At 35.3% G+C, this 20099-nt stretch carries 8 protein-coding genes, 1 other RNA gene and 1 pseudogene; 9 read left to right on the top strand and 1 reads right to left on the bottom strand.

Annotation, left to right across the window (positions count from 1 at the left end):
- Positions 1–296: 296 nt before the first annotated feature.
- The 9 genes from CKF58_RS02875 to CKF58_RS02835 all read left to right on the top strand — a co-directional run bounded on the left by CKF58_RS02875 (position 297) and on the right by CKF58_RS02835 (position 19765).
- Positions 297–2093: a ShlB/FhaC/HecB family hemolysin secretion/activation protein gene (locus tag CKF58_RS02875; protein WP_119530749.1), complete on the top strand. Its 1797-nt coding sequence runs from the start codon at positions 297–299 to the stop codon at positions 2091–2093.
- Between the two features lie 1350 nt (positions 2094–3443).
- Positions 3444–11357: a two-partner secretion domain-containing protein gene (locus CKF58_RS02870; protein ID WP_119530747.1), complete on the top strand. Its 7914-nt coding sequence runs from the start codon at positions 3444–3446 to the stop codon at positions 11355–11357.
- Positions 11358–11684: 327 nt separating this feature from the next.
- Entirely contained in the window at positions 11685–14324 is a 2640-nt protein-coding gene (locus tag CKF58_RS02865) for a transglycosylase domain-containing protein (protein WP_119530744.1), read from the top strand.
- Between the two features lie 265 nt (positions 14325–14589).
- Entirely contained in the window at positions 14590–15447 is an 858-nt protein-coding gene (locus CKF58_RS02860; RefSeq protein WP_119530741.1) for a 5'-nucleotidase, lipoprotein e(P4) family, read from the top strand.
- 291 nt (positions 15448–15738) lie between these two features.
- Positions 15739–16593 (top strand): 5'-nucleotidase, lipoprotein e(P4) family, encoded by an 855-nt coding sequence (locus CKF58_RS02855; protein WP_222987673.1) that lies wholly within the window; start codon positions 15739–15741, stop codon positions 16591–16593.
- Positions 16594–16624: 31 nt separating this feature from the next.
- Positions 16625–17500 (top strand): 5'-nucleotidase, lipoprotein e(P4) family, encoded by an 876-nt coding sequence (locus tag CKF58_RS02850; RefSeq protein ID WP_119530735.1) that lies wholly within the window; start codon positions 16625–16627, stop codon positions 17498–17500.
- 8 nt (positions 17501–17508) lie between these two features.
- Positions 17509–18468 carry a tyrosine recombinase gene (locus CKF58_RS02845; RefSeq protein WP_119530732.1) on the top strand — a complete coding sequence of 320 codons (960 nt, stop codon included), beginning with the start codon at positions 17509–17511 and terminating at the stop codon, positions 18466–18468.
- A 249-nt stretch (positions 18469–18717) separates the two neighbouring features.
- Positions 18718–19116: a transfer-messenger RNA gene (ssrA, locus tag CKF58_RS02840) on the top strand.
- Between the two features lie 70 nt (positions 19117–19186).
- Positions 19187–19765: a Ter macrodomain-binding protein MatP gene (locus CKF58_RS02835; RefSeq protein WP_119530729.1), complete on the top strand. Its 579-nt coding sequence runs from the start codon at positions 19187–19189 to the stop codon at positions 19763–19765.
- Positions 19766–19996: 231 nt separating this feature from the next.
- On the opposite strand, the pseudogene dapD reads toward CKF58_RS02835, so the two are convergent.
- Positions 19997–20099 (bottom strand): annotated as a pseudogene (dapD, locus tag CKF58_RS02830) (2,3,4,5-tetrahydropyridine-2,6-dicarboxylate N-succinyltransferase); the annotation flags it as partial.

Genomic DNA, 20099 nt, shown 5'->3' with positions numbered 1-20099 from the left:
GGTCATAATTTTAGTAATTCTATTAAATTTAGTAACTAGGTAACTAAAAGTTCCATTTACACCTATCCTTATCTACAAGCTTATCTCTTTTAGTGTACCAACTTCTATAAAAATAAGTTTAAAGTTCAATCTTTAAAAATCTTACTTCATTGTTTAATCGTGTATACAAGTAAGCTTGCACTCTAAATTTGTCTTTAATGCTTTTGCTATGCTTTTATTTGAAGCATAGTGCGAAATATCTTTTTTCAATTTAAGATAAATTACTTTATACCTTCATAATTAGGAAAACTATAAAGATGTTTAAACCGAATAACCTTAAATTATCTTTTTTAGCTACAAGCTTAGTAGCAGCTGTTGTGAGTGCAACTGCGCATGCTGACATCGAAAGTGATGTTAGAAACACAATCGTAAATTTAAATGCGAACTATAATAGTTTCCAAGAAAGTCGTGACTATGAAAACTTCATTCAATCGCGTTCAAAACTATTACAACGTAATGCAAGCGACAATTTACGTGATGTTGATGTAAGTGCTCAACCAGTTGATGAAAACTCAGTTAAAATTGATTCATTTAAATTCATTTCAGAAGATGATTTAAGTTTCTCAATCATTAACAAATTACAAGCTGAAGCTGATAAATTTGCTGGTCAGCAATTCAATGCGCGTAAAGTTGCAGCATTAAAAAACAACTTAAATAACATCCTAATCCGTGCTGGTTATGTAACTTCAATTGTATATATTACAAATGAAGGTTTTAAAGATAACACTTTAACATTTAACATTAAATGGGGTAAAGTTAATCAAGTACGTGTTTCTGAAACTCAAGAAGATAGAGATTCATTTAAAAACCGTGCAATGTTAACTACGATTCCAGGTTTCTACAAAGATGTATTACGTATCAATACAATCGACCAAATCGTAGATAACTTAACTACGACTAATAAAGATGTACGTATTGACGTAGCTGCAACTTTAAACAAAACTGGTTACTCAGACATTATCGTTAATACTCAACGTAGTGCAATGCCACGTTTCACAATTGGTTTAAACAATGCCAACTCACAAGACGTGACTACATTACAATTTGTAATGAACTATGCTGATTTAATCGGTATTAATGACTCTTGGACTTTATCTTACAATAAACGTCTATACCGTGATTGGAGCGATCGTCACACTGATATCGTATCATTACGTTACGATCAGCCACTAGGTAACTTCAACTTGAGCGTGAACAACCAATGGACATCATACAAAAACACTGTTACAACTCAAGCTGTAACTGGTGATGATTTAGTGTACATTGCACACGCGCCGCAATTCAAATCAGACTGGAAACTTTCATACGTTGCATTCCGTGATAAAACACAAATTGCTAACGTATTCGTAGGTTTAGCTTATAAACGTGCAGTAACTGACATTCGTTTCAAAGAAGGTAATGCTAACATTCTTTACACTAAGCGTTACGCTGTTGACTGGAGAATTGGTGCTAACTACTTAAATAACGCATTATTTGGTGGTCGTTTATTCGTAGAAGGTTACTATACTCAAGGGTTTGGTGCATTTAACGGTGACTACTCTGCAGCGCCTGAGTTACAACAATACTCTAAATACGCTAAATTCTTAAGTTTATACTTAAACTACAACAAAAACTTCTTTATTGGTGAGCAATTATTCAACACTAATACAACAGTTCAAGGTCAATACTCTTTAGTTAAACGCTTAAGCGGTGACTATGTAACTACATTTGGTGATGCTTACTCAGTACGTGGTTTACGTCAAGACACTATTTCAGGTGACGACGGTTTCTTAATCTCTACTAACTTTGGTCCACAGTTCTCAATCGATAACGCGTTTATCCGTTATGTAAACCCATACTTGGGTTTAGATTACGGTTTAACTCGTAACAAAGCTTACGATGATGAGAAAGCTGAATCATACCGTGCTGCTTCTGTAAGTATCGGTGTGGCAACTGGTGGTAACCACTGGAGAGCTTCATTAAACGTTGCTAAACCATTTGCATACAAACTAGTTGATGACGCTAAACCAGCGAAAAACTTCCAAGTTTACTTCAACGTTTCAACTTCATTCTAATTTAGTTGAAATAGTTTAGTATTTAAATTATTCAGAATATGTAAAAAGTCCTCAAAATTAGCAAATTTTGGGGGCTTTTTGCTATTTAAAAAAGCACTTACTCTATAGCTTTGCATGTGACTGCATGACCGTAAAAGTGATAATCATGTCTAATAAAGCTATAAGTAGTGGCAAAAGTTATGCACCACAAAGATGTAAAACTCTAAATAAGAAAAGCTATAAATTCGCACATAGTGCACTAAAATCGTAAATGGTGCAATAAAATTGCGAATAATATCTAAAATTGCAAAAATGATTTTAAGTTGATGGCAGTTTATAGTTGTTAGTAAAGATTGTACTAAACTTCTTGAAAGTAATAGGCAAGTGCTGGGTACAAGTAATACCTTACTTAAAACTATAAAAGCATAGGAAGGTTAGTTGAGAGCAAAATCTCATGGCAAGAAAAGATAAGAAGTTATAGTAGTATAACTACAATCTATTTATGCATGAGCATAAGAAACTTCATAATTAGGAAAAATATAAACTTTAACTTGCTCTAAGTTAAGGTGAATAAGCAAGTAAAACTGATTAACTTCTAAGCTTTGGCATACATACATAGAGTTAAGTGAAAAAAGACATGATTAAATTTACACTTAAGTTATAAGCTAGAAATCTAGATTATCAAAAAAAAGTTTAAAATTTTTGCAACTTTTTAGAAAAAAGCCTGTCTAAAAGGGTATCAAGAATTTAACCTAGCAAACCATGAATAAATAATTTAGCTTGGGCATGATTTAAGTTTAATTATCCTTAAAAATTAAGTTTGAGCTGCATAGTTTGGCAAAGTATGGAATTAAATGTTATAACTTTGCTAAAAATGTTAGGAAAATGTATCTATTAACTGACTTTTGTGTTATTTCTTAACAAATAACGAGCATTTTCTAACGAATAACCGGCTACTTATTTACTTCCTCATATAAGGTTGCTAAAATTTTAATGAGCATAAAAGTAAATATTGGCATTTGCTTTTATTGTTCCTATCCTTTTTCAATGTAAATTTTATATTATTAATTCACCGAACCTTTTATCTCGACAATTTAAGGTTCTATACCAACTTCTAGCCTAGGATTCCTAGGTCGTTAAACTCGTTAACTAAGTGTTATAAGTTAAGGACAATAGATATCACTTAGTTAGAAATTAAAATTCAACGTTTTAAAAAAGTCTTTCGTAATTTAAGTTTAGCCTCGACAACTAAACTTAATAGCGACATTTTGGCAATGGAACTTATTTCCAAGGTTTACCAAAAGAAAAGAGGTGAGACTACTTAAAACGCTCACTCTCGGTAAAACCTACTAACTTCTATAAAGAAAGACTATGAATAAAATTTACAAATTAGTTTACAGCAAAACTCTTAACCAAGTTGTAGCAGTATCTGAAATTGCTAAAAAAGCACAACCAGGTAGCAATAAAGTTGAAGTTTCTGAAGCTGATTTAATCGCAGCTGCAAATGGTAAAGGTCAACTAAACAAACTAGCGTTTACGTTTGTTTTAGGTTCTTTATTCTCAGCATTACCAATGGGTGCTGCTTCTGCGAACACTAATACACAAAACGAACGTGTAAATTTAGGTGAAGCTGCTACTGCAACAGCTAATACTGATGCAACAGCAACGCAAGCTTTAAATTTAGGTGTTGTAGCAGATAAAGGTGTTAATGCTCCTGGCGTTAAATATGTAAATGGCGTTCCAGTTATCGATATCGTAAACCCAAATAAAGCTGGTGTTTCTGATAACCGTTTCTCTAAATTCTCTACTAATACTGGTGCAGTATTTAACAACTTAAAAAATGGTTCTGTAGCTGTTGACTCAGCTGTTCTAAAACAAAAATTAGAAGCTAACCCTAACCTAATGAACGAAGCTAAAGTAATCTTAGCTCAAGTTACTGGTAACGATAAATCAGTAATTAAAGGTGCTTTAGAAGTGTTAGGTAACCGTGCTGACTTATTAGTAATCAACCCGAACGGTATTGATTTAAATGGTGTGCAATTAATTAACGTGAAAGACTTCACTGCTTCAACTGCTGAAGTAAATGCGAATAACCATTTATCTCAAACAGTTACTCGTGGTGAACTTAACGTAAATGGTAATTTAACTTCTGATGACGTTGATGTTATCCGATTAATTGCTGCAGCTGTTAAAGTTAAAGCACAAATTTCTCCAGTTACTAAAGGTGGTAAAAAAGCTAACATCGTAGTTGCTGGTGGTAAACAAAACTTTGATTTATCAACTAACACTGGTACTAAATTAGACGATTCTGAAGCAGATGCTAAAGTAGTTATCTCTGGTGATGCTTTAGGTTCAATGTACGGTAACAAAGTTAACTTCGTAGTTTCACAATCAGGTGCTGGTGTGGAATATGAAGGTATGGTAATCGGTGAAGATGATTTAACGATTACTGCTGATGGTCAAATCAAAGTAAACAACGTATATTCAAAAGGTAACGTAGAATTAGCTTCTGCTAATGCTGACGTTAAAGTAATGGACAACGGTTCTGTTAAAGCTTTAAACAAAATTAACATTAAAGCGAAAAGCACTGTTGACACTACTAAAGCTACATTACACGCTTCTAAAGCTGTAGAAGTATCTGCTAACGATTTAGTTAAAGTAGGTGAAGTTCAAGCTGACCAAGTTAAATTAACTTCAGCGGCTCACGTATTAACTGAAGCAGCTACTACAGTTAAAGCTAATGATGTAGTAATTACCGCAGCTGGTATGGTTGCTTTCCAAGGTGACGTAGTTGTAGGTAAAAACTTAGCTGTTAAAGCTGATACAAACAAAGATTCTAAAACATACAATTCGCAAGTAACCTTTAACGGTAATGCACAAGTTGGTGGCGTAGCTACAATTTCTGCAGCGAAAATTGTATTTAGCGGTTCTGACACTGCAGAGCAATTAGCGAAAAACGCTGATGACGCTCACTTCAAATTTGATAATTTACAATTAGCTGTTAAAGCACAAGATGGTGCGGTAACAGTTAAAAACACTTCATTAATTACTAACAACGCAGAGTTAACTTTAAGTAACGCAAATAGTGACGCGACTGACTTAATTAAAACTTCTAATGCTAAAGTTCGAGCTACACAAACTACAACTGTAGATTTTGTTGATGCTGATATTAATGCTGCGAAAAACTTAAGCCAAGTTAAAAATGTAGCTAATACATTCGACGCAACATTAACTAAAGTTAAAGCTGGTAACATTACAATTGGTGAAGATGACGTTGTAAACCTAGATCGCGCTTACACTTTCTACACTACTAAAGATTTCAACAATAGCGGTGTGTTAGCTACAGAAAACTCATTATCAGTACAAGCTAAAGGTGCGTACAATGATTATGGTTTAACTTTAGTTAAAGGTAACTACGTTGTTGATGCTGAAGGTGGTGCAAACTTAGATGGTAAGTTATACACTACTGGTAACTTCGATTTACGTGCTCCGGAAATCACTCAAGAAGGTTCAGTATCTGTAGGTGGTGATTTTACAGTTAAAGCTAACAAATATGACATTTCTTCTGTAGTAACTGGTAACTTAGCAGTTTCACAAGGTGCGGAAGAAACAGCTGAAAACTGGCACTACCACGCAGCACGTAAAGACCGTTATACATTCACTACTACTATCGGGACAGTTGACGCAAGCTCATTAGAATTTGCTACAGCTGAAACGAATGTATCAGGTAACTTTACGTTAACAGGTTACGACGAAGCTACAGCTTCAAAATTAATCATTGACAATTCACGTTTCTATGCAGAAGGTGATGTTAATGTTAAAGGTGACGTAACTGTTCGTTCATCTACATACACTGTAAACGTTGCTGATTTATTAAGCTATAAATCACAAGTTTCATTTGAATTCGTACCAATCTCGTTAATTAATACTTACTTAACAAGAGCGAATACAATTAAATTTGACAGTTTATACGATTTCTTCAACAAATTAGCAGATGGTTCAATTGCTAAAACTGGTCGTGTAGGTTACCAAATCCGTCCAGAACAAATCCTAAATCTTCTTAAGAGCGCAAGCTTTGCAAGTGACGAAAGAATGAACAAAGTACTTGCAGCTGTTTTAGGTACTGACTGGAAAGGTATCGATTACAATACATTCAAAACTCGTTGGAATACTTTCGAGAAAAACAAAGATAACTACAAAATTGCAGTATTTGCTCCAACATCAGAGTTATTCACAGCTGGCAACTATACACAAACCGACGGTTCTTTATACGTAGGTTCTGATTTAGAAAAAATCGAAAAAGTTGACGCTGCTAACTTAGGTGGTAAATACGGTACATTCGTTAAAGTAGAATCTGGTGAAGATGTATTAATCGCGTCAAAAATCAGTGGTTTACGTACAAACGAACGTTACTACAAACTTTTAGGTAAATTAATTACTTTAGACCAAGAAAACAATACTTACACTACGAGCCAATACGCTCCATCTTGGTTACAAAGTACTAAAGATCTTACTTCGATCTTAACTTCATTAAATGTAATTGCTGAAGGTCAAGCAGTTGTTGGTGATAATGGTGTTATTTCATTATTATTACTAGAACAATATAAAGACTTAGTAGGTGGTTACTTAACAGTTGGTAGATCTACTGACGAAATTATTACTAAGTTCCTTCAAGATACAGAAGCTCGTAAGAAAGCTTTAGAAAGCTTAACTTACGTAGGCGCTGGTTCTTACACCATGGTAATCGATGATAATGGTACTAAACAAACCTTTAAATCAAGATCAGACGCTTACCAATATCTTGAAGATAACTATGATTACATTACTTTCGAAACTAACGAAAGTGGTAAAGGTACTCCACGCTTACACGTGTCAACAGTTACTAAAGCAGCAGCTACAAACTTTGATCAAGTGGCAGCATCTTTATCAGCAGTTAAATCAATTAACGCTAATGTAGATAAAGTAACAGTTAAAGACGGTTCATTAAATACTAAAGTATTAACGTTAACTGCTAAAGGTGATATTGACTTAACAGGTGTAGCTGGTCAAAACGCCTTAAATGCTGATAAAACTACAATTAAAACTGAAGGTGACTTCAACTCTATAGGTAACTTACGTGTAGGTGACTTCAGTTTAGAAGCTGTAGGTGATGCAAACTTCTCTGCTGTTGCATTCTTTACTGATGACGGTTATTTAAATCACCAAGGCTTAATTAAAGCTGATGAAGTTTCAATCAAAGCTGATAACTTAACCTTAGATGCTGCAGATATTAAAGCGCAAGACGAAGTTAATATCGATGTAGAAGGTGATATTAAATTAAAAGCAACTCACAACGTAGCATCTGATTTCGTATCAGAAGTTGATACAGATGCAAGTTCTGCTCGTCAAATTTCTCAATCAGCTGCATTCGTTGATGGGTCTGAAATTAGCGGTGAGAATGTAAACATTAAAGCTGGTGGTGATGTTAAATTAGAATCATCAGCGGTTAAAGCTCAAGAGTCTGCAACAATTGAAGCAGAAAATATCGAAACTTCAGCGAAAGCTGACGTGAAAACTGTACAAGGTAAAGAGTACAAAACTAACTTAATCGGTACAGGTTCTGCATCATTTGGTTCGCAAGAAGCTACAGGTACGATCTACTTATTAGCATCGAAAAACATTAATGGTGATGAAGATGAACGTCAAACAGTTCACGCTACATCACACGGTAGTGCTACTTCAGGTGCTTCGGCAAGAGGTTCCTTCGGTTTCTCTACTGAATTAACACAAATCGAAGTAGATACAGTAACGCACAAAAATAATGAGTTAAATGCTAAGAACTTAACAATCAAAGTAGCAGATCAAGCTGAATTAGGTAATACTAACATTAATAACAATGGTACTATTACTGCTGAAGACATTGAGAAAACTTCTACTATTGAAGCAACAACTGTAACTCAAATTAACCAAAAAGATATTATTGACTTAAAAACTTCAAGAGAGAAATTTACTCTTGGTGTTAGTTTAAGTGCTCAATCATCTATCCTTGACGCTGTATCTCATGTAGTATCAGCTGCTCGTGCTAACAAGATGGGTATGGAAGTAGATGCTTCTTATGCTGCAACAGTAGTAGGTGATTTATCAGGCATTGTAAACCGTGACGCTACTGCTGCGACAACGTCAGTAAAATTAAGTTACGAAAGAGATACAGCTGCTCAAGTTGCTCAAGCTGACTCAACAAATACTTTCGCTGGTACAGTAAACATCAATACAACTGGTGATACCCAATTAAAAGCTGTTAATGGTGTAATGAAAGATTTAAACATTAACGCTGATAATGTAACCATCGAAGGGGCGACATCTGACACTACTTCAGCATTTACAAATAAACGTTTCGGTTTATCAATTGACTTAAATGCTGGTGCTAATAAAAATAAAGGTGACGTAACAGCTTCTGCAACGTTCGCATTCTCAACTGTTGCTGGTACAACAGACGCAAGCAAAGTACGTAACGCACAAATCCATACAGAAAACATTAATATTAATGCAGCTAACGATGTTGACTTACACAACGTGAACATGGACGCAGCTAAAGACATTAACATTAATGCGAAAAACATCAAGATCACTACAGATCAAGATACGATCAAAAGTCGTTCAAGTGGTGGCGGTTTCCAAGTTACAGCTGGTTTATCAGTAGTAAGCTTAGTACCATTCGCTTCTGTAGGTATTAACTTCGAAACTCACAAACAAGAAACTGCAATGACAGCGCAAGCTTCAGGTTTAGCATCGGGTAATGAATTAAATATTAACGCTGATAACTTAAACTTAAAATCTGCGGTTCTTGTAAGTAACAACAGTGGTGAAGTTAACGTTGATAATATCCAAGTTGAAAACAACAAAGATCACAACTATGTGACTGGTGGTCAAGTTGGTCTATCTGTAGGTGCGTCATTAAGTGGTGCGGTTGTAGTATCTTTAACAGGTGGTAAAGATCGTTCAACATACTACGAGCAAGAAGTACAATCTACAATTTCAGATAACATTAAAGTTAATGAAAATACTACTGGTTTAGAGAACGTAAACCGTAACTTAGACGAAGTTGTTAAAGTTAAGAAAAACGTTACAACGCAAGAAACAGGCTTTAACTTCACAGTTACATCTGGTAATATCAATGACCTTAAATCAATTAAAGCTTCATTATCAGATGCTATTGCAAACATTAAAGGTGCAATTAGTGGAACTTCAAGCCGTAATACTTTAAATGAAGTAGTGCAAACTTATGTAGATTCTGATTACAACTATCAATACGATACATTATCAGGTTCAGCATATACTTCTTCATCTAACTTAAATTGTAACTGTAACTATGACATCTCAACTCTATTAAGCAATAGTGGTTCGTCAAGTTCAAGTTCTTCAAGTTCAGATTTATCATCTTACTTCGTATCAGCTTCATCAGGCTCAACGTTTATCCCAGGTTTAAGTAATAGTTACCAAACTAAATATAACACTGGTTATAACAAGTACGGCTCTGGTGAAAATGCGATGTACGATATCACCAAACAAAAATACTACTACTCATACGATTACGGTAAACAAACATCTAACACTGAAGCAGCAGACAACAGTCTATTAGCTAAAATGAAACGTGGTGACTTTGTCTTAACGCAAAACGTATTCGGTGGTTCAACACAACTAGTTCAATCATTCCAAGCTGAAAGCGCGAGTGGTTCGGCTGGTGTACGTTACTTCAAAAATAACGTAGAAGAAGTTGATACTGGTGATATCCGTGACGTAAGATTCGGTGAGTTCAAGAAAGCTAAACCAGAAACTAATACAAGTACTGAAACTACTTTAGCTTCTGATAATAGTGGTTCTGTAAACACTGGTAGCACAGTAATTACTGATAATCCAAATATCCCTGAAACTACTACTCCAGTAATTACAACTCCTTCAGTTGACTTAAATACTGGTTCAAATACAGGTACAACTGTGACTGATATCGGTAAACAAGTAAACGAAGAAGTTACTAAAGCAATTGACGAAGCTATCAAAACTAACATCAATGTAAACACTGGTGTTGTTGGTGGTAACGGTCAAGGAACTAACGTAGGAGGTGGTACAGGTACTGGTACAGGAATTGGCTTTGGTGCTGGTGAAGGTACTGGTAATGGTACAAACGCAGGTTCTTACAACGGTGGTAACACAAGTAGCTCATCTACAGGTGTAAACATCGGTGGTAGCAACAACAGCGGTAGCTACTCAAGCGGTTCAAATGCTGGTAACAACAATCCAAATTCCTCTGGTAATGACTTTGATTTAGACTTCGGTGGTGATCAAAGTAACGGTCAATCAGGTACAGGCACAAGCACTACATCTGATAACACTAACGTTACATTTGATTCTTCATCATCAAGCAACGCTGATAACAACACTTCTACAAGTGGTTCAGCTTCTTCAAGCGACAGCAATCAAGGTTCACAAGGTGGTGATTCAAGCAGCGCGAACAACGACAGTAGCAACAGCGGTAGCAGCGCAACTAACGATAGCGATAACAGTGCAACAACAGATGTATCTGTAGGTAAAGATCGTGAAGCTTCTGCTGCTAACGAAGCTGGCTTAACTCCTGCTGACGGTAATGCTCAAGAAGGTGATGTAATCCGTGTTGGTGAAAACACAACTGTGGTTAAATACCAATTAGGAAACTTATCTTGTTACGTATTATCTTCAAACGGTGCAGGTGCTGCTCACACTGGTAAAGAACTAGTGAAAGGTACTACAGGTGCTGGTGTTGAATCATTAGCTACAAACGGTATGGTAAATGCTGCTAAACCAAGAGCGACATTATTCTCTACTTACTCTAAAGGTATTGAAGACGCTATTGGTGATAACGGTGTGATCTGTATTCCTACAACAGCCGAAGTATTAAAAACTGACTATAACGTAGTTACTGCTTCTACAGTGATCCCAATCGTTAAGACTGCAAGTAAACCATTACAAGCTGTGGTTGTAACAGAACAAAAATTAGTTAAAGTTAACTTAGCTGCTAACTCTGCGAAAGCAACTAAAGCTGCTAAACCAGTACCAGTTACTGCGTCTGTTAGAGAAATTAAAGCTATCCAAAGTACATTACAAGCGAAAGGTATTGACGCGAATAAAGTAATGATCCTTGGGGTTAAAGGTGGTGTTTCTGCTGATGGTATTGCACAAATGATTAAACAAACCGTTAATACAAGTGTTAATACAGCTTCAGTAGAAGTTCCTGCTAATCAAGCTAATACTAAAAACGCAAAAAGTAACTAAGTATTAACTAATTATTGGTATTAAAGCTAATTAACTCTAATTGTTATTAGTAAAATTTATATTCGAAAAGTGAAAAAGCGAGGATGTATGTCCTCGCTTTTTTCCGTTTAAAATACAGCTTATCTTTTCGAAAGTGCTTGAAATATGGTATAATTTTAGGTAGTATTCTTAACTTTTTCCAAATTTGTCTACCTTTCTAAGACTAATATTTTCCTTCCTTTTGCGCACAAAAATTTGTGCTTCATTTACCCTATATACATGTATTTTTTCTTGAGTAATAATTTATTACGGCAAGAAAAAGCAGCTTTATTACCATAATGTAAAGCTATGAAGAAAGTTTTTAAAAGAGTTTCGATTGTAGGCTTAAACTTATTAACACTGGGAACTTTTGTTTCAGTGTGTTATTTAGCGCGTTTAAACTCACAATTACCAAATGTCGCAAATTTGAACTATGTTGAATTAAGTCAACCATTAAAAATTTACGACAGAGATAATAAATTACTAGTATCTTACGGTGATCAACGTCGTTTACCTATCTCTTATAGTGCTATTCCTCCAATGCTAACTAATGCCATTGTGGCGGTAAAAGATAGTAATTTCCACAATCACCGTGGTGCATATTTTTCAGGTATTTTTAATCAACAAACTGAACACGACGCTCAAGGAGCGGTGTTAGTACAAGGTCCGAGTATTTCTCAAAGTTTAGCTATGGAGTATTTTGCAGAAAAAGGGCAAGATACTACAACCTTAACTAGCGGGATTAAATCGGCACTTTTAAGCTACCAAATTGAACGTAGTTTTACTAAACAAGAGATCTTAACTTTAGTAACCAATAAAGTTTATTTAGGTAATAAAACTTATGGTTTTGAAGCTGGAGCTCAAACATACTTTAATAAGTCTTTACGTGATTTATCTTTAGGAGAACTAACTTTCTTAGTAGCAATTGCTCAATCTCCGAGTAAAAATGATCCTGAAGAAAATTATGACAATACTCTAGCCGAACGTACACAAGTTCTTAATTCTTTAAGACATAGCGGTCTTATTAATCAAGAAGAGTATCAGGAAGCTTTATCTTCACGCCCAAAAATCCGTAGTGCTTATCGCGAAAACAATGCAGCCTACGCTACCGAAATCGCTCGTCAAGCAATGTACAAAAACTTTGGGGAACGTGCTTACCGTGATGGCTTTGAAGTATATCTAACCATTTCAAAAGACGAACAAAACTTAGCGCAATTACTGGTACGTAGTAAACTAATTGCTGAAGATAAGTCTACTACTTATCGTGGAATTGTAGGACGAGCATGGCCTAAAGGTATGCCATTACCACAAGGGATTAATATTCCTAAAATCCTAGCTCATACTCCTACTTATCCACCGTTATTTCCAGTAGTAGTAACTAATGTAAATGACAACGGCATTCGCGTAGAAAATATCTACGAATCAGAAATGGATATTCCGAGTGCTAAATTAAGTAAAGCCTTTAAAAATGGTGACAAGCAACGCGAAGTTGCTGATGTTTACTCACCTGGTGATATTATTTACTTAAATTTAAGTCATGAATCACCAAACTTTGAGCGTTCGATTGATTTAGAATGTCAGCAAAGTGGTTATGATCCATTTAAAAATGATCAAGAATATTTAAGTATTTCGCAAATTCCTACTGATATAGCTACTTTTGTAAGTCTTGATTCGCGTAATGGTGCGGTACAAGCGATTGTTGGTGGTTTTAGCTTAGATGTTAATAATACTAACTACGCTATTGAACCAGAACAAGAAATTGGCTCGGTAATTAAACCATTTGTTTTAGCTTATGGCTTAAGCAGTAAAGAAAACACCATCAGTACTTTATACCAAGACCAAGCAATTGAAGTTAAAGCTGGTGATGATGCAAGTAAAGTATTATGGACTGCGAAAAACTTTGATGATAAGTACAATCCACAAGGTATTACTCTACGTAGCGCCATTGGGAAAAACGTTAATACCGTACCTTTAGTATTGACGCAAACCCTAGGGATTGAAGGGCTAACGGCTTCTTTATCACACGTGGGCTTTATGGTGCCAGATAACGTTTCTATGCGTTTACCTTTAGGGGAGTTAAAAGCTTCTCCTTTACAAGTTGCACGTGCTTATGCCGTAATTGACAATGGTGGCTTTTTAATTAATCCTTATATTGTTGATCGCGTAGTGGAAAACGATAAAGTTGTTTATACAGCCGATAAACCAACTGTTTGTGAAAAATGCGATCAAAAAAACGTATTTGCTAATTTAGATAATCAATCAGTTGGTGAAAAAGCAGTTGTGCATAGTGCACTACTTTCATCGATTTTTGATTTATCAGCTTCAACCAGCAAAAACGCTCCGCGCGTAATGGATGCTGATATTGCTTACATTGTCCGTGATGTTCTACGTACGAACATTACTGGTAATAGTGACTTTAAAGGTCATGCGTCAGTAGTGGCTAGTGGTTTTGCCGGTTCAAAACGTAGCGACTATGGGGCAATGCTAGGTATTGACCAAAAACAAGAAACCTCTTGGTTAGCTGGTTATGCTGGTCAATTTGCAAGTGCTGGTTATGTATACAATGCTAAAGGCATTAAAGGTACACCTGTAACAGCAACGGAAATGATGGCTCCAATTTGGAATTCATTTAACCGTGTAACTTTTAGCAAATATCCAAGCTACAATATTCGTTTACCAAGTTCATTAAGCGTATATCGTATTGATTTAGCGACTGGGATAGAAAATAAACGTGGTGGTGCTAATGAATATTACATTGCAGGTACTCACCCAATTATGGCGAGTGTAACAACGAGTCAACCACAAACTCGTACGGTGTATGTAACCAAAACCGTTACTACAACCAAACAAGTGGCAGCTCCAGTACAGCCAGCTCCTAAACCAAACAAACAGTACAAATCAGACGGTACTTATAACGATGATGAATTTAATTTCTATGGTGACGATTAGAAATTAATTGTTAGAGCAAGAGTAAATCTCTTGCTCTTTCTCGTTGGGGAAAATAAAAACTCAATTAGAACTAAAGCCTAATTGGGATTAAAGCGCATTAAGAATTATAGTACTTCTATAAGTAAAAGGTAACAGCTATCAACTTACCCCAAGACAAAAAAAGTAAAAATACTCATTAATAAAATACTAAGTTTTAATAATTAGGCATATAAACGCAAAGGTGTATAATATGGTTAATTATTATGACTAGTTTTATGAGGTTTTTGTGAAAGTTTTAGGTAAATTAAGTGTGAGTGCATTAGCAGTTTTATCTCTAGCTGCATGCAGCAATCACGTAGAATTAAAAGAGTTAAGCGGTTCAACCGATGTATCTTTAACTCCTGGACAAGTTGCAGGACAGCAATTAGCTTTAGCTGTTGCTTGGGTACAAAATGCCGCAGAATATCGTGCTTTAGCTTATCAAGCGTTTAACTTTGCTACTTTAGCCTTTACGCAGGCCGAAAACATTAATGGCAAAATGAAAGCTGTAATTGTTGATCTTGATGAAACTATGTTAGACAATAGTGAGTACCAAGGTGGAGTGATTAAAGCAGGTGTACCATTTAATGCTCAAACTTGGGGACGCTGGGAACAACAAGGAACACCTAAAGCTGTACCAGGTGCTGTTGAATTTGCGCAATATGTTACAGCTCATCAAGGTAAAGTATTCTACGTATCAAATCGTCAAGCAAGTAATTTAAGTTATACACAACAAACATTAAAAGCTTTAGGCTTCCCTGATGTAAGTGATCAAACTGTATTACTACAAGCTGGTAAAGATTCATCTAAAGATCCACGCTTTGCTCAAGTAGCTAAAAATTACAATGTAGTACTTTATGTAGGCGACAATTTAAAAGATTATCCTAATGTAAGTAAATTAGAAACTACAGCTGCACGTAATGCATGGGTTGAGCAAAATAGTCAGCAATTCGGCGTTAAATACATTATTATTCCTAATCCAATGTATGGTAATTGGGTAAATGCTTTAGCTCCAGGTTTTTATAGCCGCACTTTAACAGAACAAAATAAATTAAAAGTAGAAGCACTTAAACCTTGGGATCTGATTAACTACCAAGAAGATTAAATTATTTTTTCAGACAAGCTTAGGTATAGAGTAACTGCAAAATCGAGCTAATGTGAATTTTGCAATGCCGCAGGGCTAAGATTTAGTAAGTTTAGCAATGAATAAGATAATTAGGAGAACTAGAAATTAATAGTTGGTAAAGTTATCTATAGATTCTTGAAAAATAAAGTTGCTAAATACCTAAGAGTTTCAACTTTTTAAGTGTTAAAATATAGGTACTGGCATTAAACTCTCTTGAGTTGCAAGAATTTTTTAGCTCATTCACGACAATTTATTTTTAAGAGGCATAAAGTGAAAAAGGTATTTCCTAAATTACTAGTAAGTGCACTAGCTGCGGTAACATTAGCTGCTTGTTCAACTAATCCGTCTACTTCAGCAAATGCAAGTGCAGAAAGTACTGTAACTTTAACTCCAGCTCAAGTTTCAGGGCAATTTTTAGTTGCTGCTACAGCTTGGGTACAAAATGCAGGTGAATACCGTGCTTTATCATATCAAGCCTTCAACTATGCTACTTTAGCGTTTGATAATGCTAAAGCTGTTAAAGGTAAGGCTAAAGCTGTAGTGGTAGATCTAGATGAAACTATGATCGACAATGCAGCATACCAAGGTGGTGTTGCTAAATATGGTATTCCATTTAGCAGTCAAACTTGGGGCAAATGGGAACGTGAAGGTAATCCAAAAGTTAGTCCAGGTGCTTTAGAGTTCGCGAAATATGTAACAAGCAAAGGTGGTAAAGTATTCTATGTATCAAACCGCCGTGCTGAAAACTGGGATGCAACTCAAGCAACATTAAAAGCTTTAGGCTTCCCTGAAGTTACAAAAGAAACATTACTCTTAAAAGATAAAGAGTCTAATAAAAATGCACGTTTTGCGCAAGCTGGTCAAAACTACAATGTAGTTTTATATGTTGGGGATAATTTACAAGACTTCCCAGATACTTACAAAATTAGAGATAATGCAGGTCGTATTGATTGGGTAGACGCAAACCGTAAAAACTTTGGTGTGAAATACATTGTATTACCTAACCCAATGTATGGTTCATGGATTAGCACCTTAGTTCCAGACTTTTATAAAAATTCTTTAAGCGGACAAAATCAAATTATTCTTGATGCAATTAAAGCTTGGGATTTAAGTAATTTTAAATAGTAGAGCTTTAAGCTTAAACTAGGAAAAATTAGTGATACAAAACAACAATACCGTAGCGGCTTTTACAGCCGCTACAGTTTTATTATCAACTTTACAATCGGCTTATCCGGAATTGCCTCCAGTTATTCCTGAAATTGCCTCTGATCATTGGTTCTTAAGCCAAACGCAAGTATTTGGGCAACAATTAGTTGGCGCATTATTATGGATGCAACAATCAGCTGAATATCGCGCAGCCGTATATCAAGCCTTTAATTATGCGCGTTTAGCTTTTAAGGCTGCACCAGAGCAAGCTGGACAGGAAAAAACGATCATTATAGATATCGATGAAACTTTGCTCGATAATACTCCTTTTGAAGCAGGGATTACGCTATCTGGAGTAGGTTATCAACAGTCCCATTGGGAAAATTGGGAACGTGAAGGAAAGCCTCAAGCCATAGCTGGAGCTCTTGAGTTTTTACAAGATATAGATGCTCAAGGGGGGAAGATTTATTACCTATCTAATCGTTATGGCATTAATTTAGAACCAACAATTGCGCATTTACAACATCTAGGATTTCCGCAAGTAGAACGTGAACGAGTAATTTTACAATATGTAAATAATTGCGAAGAAAGTAAAGATCAACGTTTAGCGCACATTATGCACAACGAGCATGTAGTGTTAATCGTAGGTGATAGTATTGACGACTTTTACGGCACTAAAAGCTTACAAGGCAATGCAGCTAAACGTCAGTGGGTTGATGAAAATGCTGATCTTTTTGGGACTAAGTATATTATGTTGCCAAATCCGGTTTATGGCTCATGGATGGCAAATTTAGCGACTGATTTTTATAGTTTGCCTCAATTAGTACAAAACCAAATTGCTATTAATGCTCTCATAACTTGGGACTTAGAACAGTACTTACGTTAGGAGATGACATGGCAAATAATGCAAAATTAATTAATGAATTTATTCAACATGTGTCTCTGGTCGAGCAAAAAAGTGAAAATACAGTCATTTCATACTACTATGATCTAGGTAAGTTTTATAAATGGTGCTTAGAGCAAAATTTAGAGTTTACCAGTCTGACAACGGAACATTTACGGGCTTATTTTGCCACATACATGCAAGAAAATATAACCGTAAATAGTTTACGTCATTGGTTAGTTACCTTACGTTTGTTTTTTCGCTTTCTATTTACGCAAGGATATATTACTAAAGATCCTACCTTAAAAATGAGCTTGCCTAAAGCGATCAAACCCCAGATGATTTATCTAACCGAAGAACAAGTAGAAAAACTACTTGCACAACCTAGATTAGATAAAGAAAAAGGTTTACGTGATCGCGCTATGCTTGAACTCTTATATGCAGCTGGTTTACGGATCAGTGAGTGTATTAACTTAACATTTAAGCAGTTTGATCAACAAGCTATGACCTTGCGCATTACCGGTAAAGGAAATAAAACTCGCATTGTTCCTCTAAGTTATTCTGCCTTGTATTTTTTACATGAATATTTAGTACGTTATCGTCATAACGCTAAAGTACAAAGTGATTATATTTTCCCTAATCCTCAAGGCTTACCTATGAGTCGTTCTAACTTTTGGCAGCGTATTTATAAATATGCTAGTCAATGTTTTACCTTCGACTTATCAGGTTTTGGTCCGCATAGTTTACGCCATAGCTTTGCTACTCATTTATTAAATAATGGAGCTGATATTCGTAGTGTGCAAACATTACTCGGACATGCTAATCTCCAAGCAACGCAAATTTATACGCACGTTGCTAATGCTCAATTAAAAGCTTTACATGCTGATTTTAGTCAGAATTTACCTGACTATGAACAATTAATGCAAAAAGTGCAGCAACAGTTACAAGCTTTAGAGCCTAAGAGTAAATAAGCGATTTATAGCTTGAGTGCATGCCAACAATTTGAGTGCATGACAATCATAAATAATGATTGGATCTTTGTATGTTTGTATAGCTATATCGGTTATTGTTTTAAGGATATTTATTTATCTCTATTGCAATGGCGCGCTTGAGTTATATAGATTTAACGCACAAATTTGCATTTATTTTTAATCTTTGTTATAATGGGCGTGATGGAAAGTGACATCAGTTTCACTTTAACCTTACATCAAACCGTTTTCGGGGCTGTTTTGGATTCGACGGGATTGATGAAGTTTCAGGTGCATGTAAAGTCGAAGAGCTTTTCAAAACTTCAATTAAATATAAGTGCAGACAAATTCATGCCTTTAAATTTTGGTCGTTCAAACGGCCTAGCTTTAGCAGCTTAATAACCTGACTAAACCATCATACCCTAGCCTCTGCTAGTAGGTAGTAGGGAGTTCTATGATGCATTATAATATTATCAACTAGCTAGTAATTCTGGGTTCGGATTGTACTTGAAATTATGACAACTTAATCAATCTAGCCAGAGGTTCTTTTGTCCTACTTATAAACTCTGGTGAATGCCAAGTAGGAATAAACATGTAGATCTTGGAATGGAATAGTTTCGGACAGGGGTTCAAATCCCCTCAGCTCCACCAATTAAAAACTAACAGCCTTGAAGTTATACTTCAAGGCTGTTAAGCTTTTACTTTCATTTGTTGAACGCGTATGTTAGAAAATAGTAAAAATCGTTTATATCGCAAACACCAAAAATTACCAACTCACGAAGCTAAGTGGAAATGGGATTATCTGTACAATAAATATTTACGTGGTGAAAATATCACTAAGTATATCGAGGCTGAAATTGTACGTGAGATTTCTTTAGAGTTAATTAATGCTAAAAACAAACCAGAGTTAATTGACGGCTGGATTGCAAAGCATTTAAATGAAAACTTACACAAAAAGTTACAGCAAGCTTTACGTGCTAAACGTAAACGTTTCCACGATAACGAGAAAATTCTTTTTGCCAAAAAGACAATTGATCTAGAGTTTAAAGCTTGGCATCAACTTTCAGAATTATCTCGCGATAAAGAAATCAGTCTCAGTGAAGCTATTCAATTACTTTTTGATTTAGTGGATAAAGAGAAATTAGCAGCATATCATAAACCTGAATTTGCTTTAATTGTAGCAATGAATGAAGGTGAAGAAATGCAAGCAGCTAAAGAGCTACAAGCACAAGCTCAAGCCCAAGAGCAAACTACACAAGAAGAGCTAGCTTCTAGCGAGCAAGTAGAAACGCAAAATTAAACCTATTTAGAATTAATAACACTTATCAATTTCAGATTTAGGGTTTAGACTATTTAATTTAGAGATATTGCGATTAGTAGTTTAGTCTAATAGTTATTTATATAGCGATTAATTGTTTGCTCTAAATAGTTATTTATATGCTTAAGTGAAGTTGCTCTAATTTATTTTTATATTTTTAAGATACGCAAAATGGCTAACCCAATGGGTTAGCCATTTAAATTTGTCTAAAAATTAATCTAGACGTAATAATTCGTTAATACCTACTTTGCTACGAGTTTTCGCATCAACTTTTTTCACGATTACTGCGCAGTATAGACTGTATTTACCATCTTTA

The sequence above is a fragment of the Psittacicella hinzii genome (genome assembly GCF_003585935.1).
In the GTDB taxonomy this organism is placed as follows: domain Bacteria; phylum Pseudomonadota; class Gammaproteobacteria; order Enterobacterales; family Psittacicellaceae; genus Psittacicella; species Psittacicella hinzii.
This window is presented reverse-complemented; position numbering and strand designations above follow the sequence as displayed.

Coding starts and splice junctions, on each gene's coding strand:
- CKF58_RS02875 (WP_119530749.1), top strand. CDS start 297: ATGTTTAAACCGAATAACCTTAAATTATCTTTTTTAGCTACAAGCTTA.
- CKF58_RS02870 (WP_119530747.1), top strand. CDS start 3,444: ATGAATAAAATTTACAAATTAGTTTACAGCAAAACTCTTAACCAAGTT.
- CKF58_RS02865 (WP_119530744.1), top strand. CDS start 11,685: ATGAAGAAAGTTTTTAAAAGAGTTTCGATTGTAGGCTTAAACTTATTA.
- CKF58_RS02845 (WP_119530732.1), top strand. CDS start 17,509: ATGGCAAATAATGCAAAATTAATTAATGAATTTATTCAACATGTGTCT.
- CKF58_RS02835 (WP_119530729.1), top strand. CDS start 19,187: ATGTTAGAAAATAGTAAAAATCGTTTATATCGCAAACACCAAAAATTA.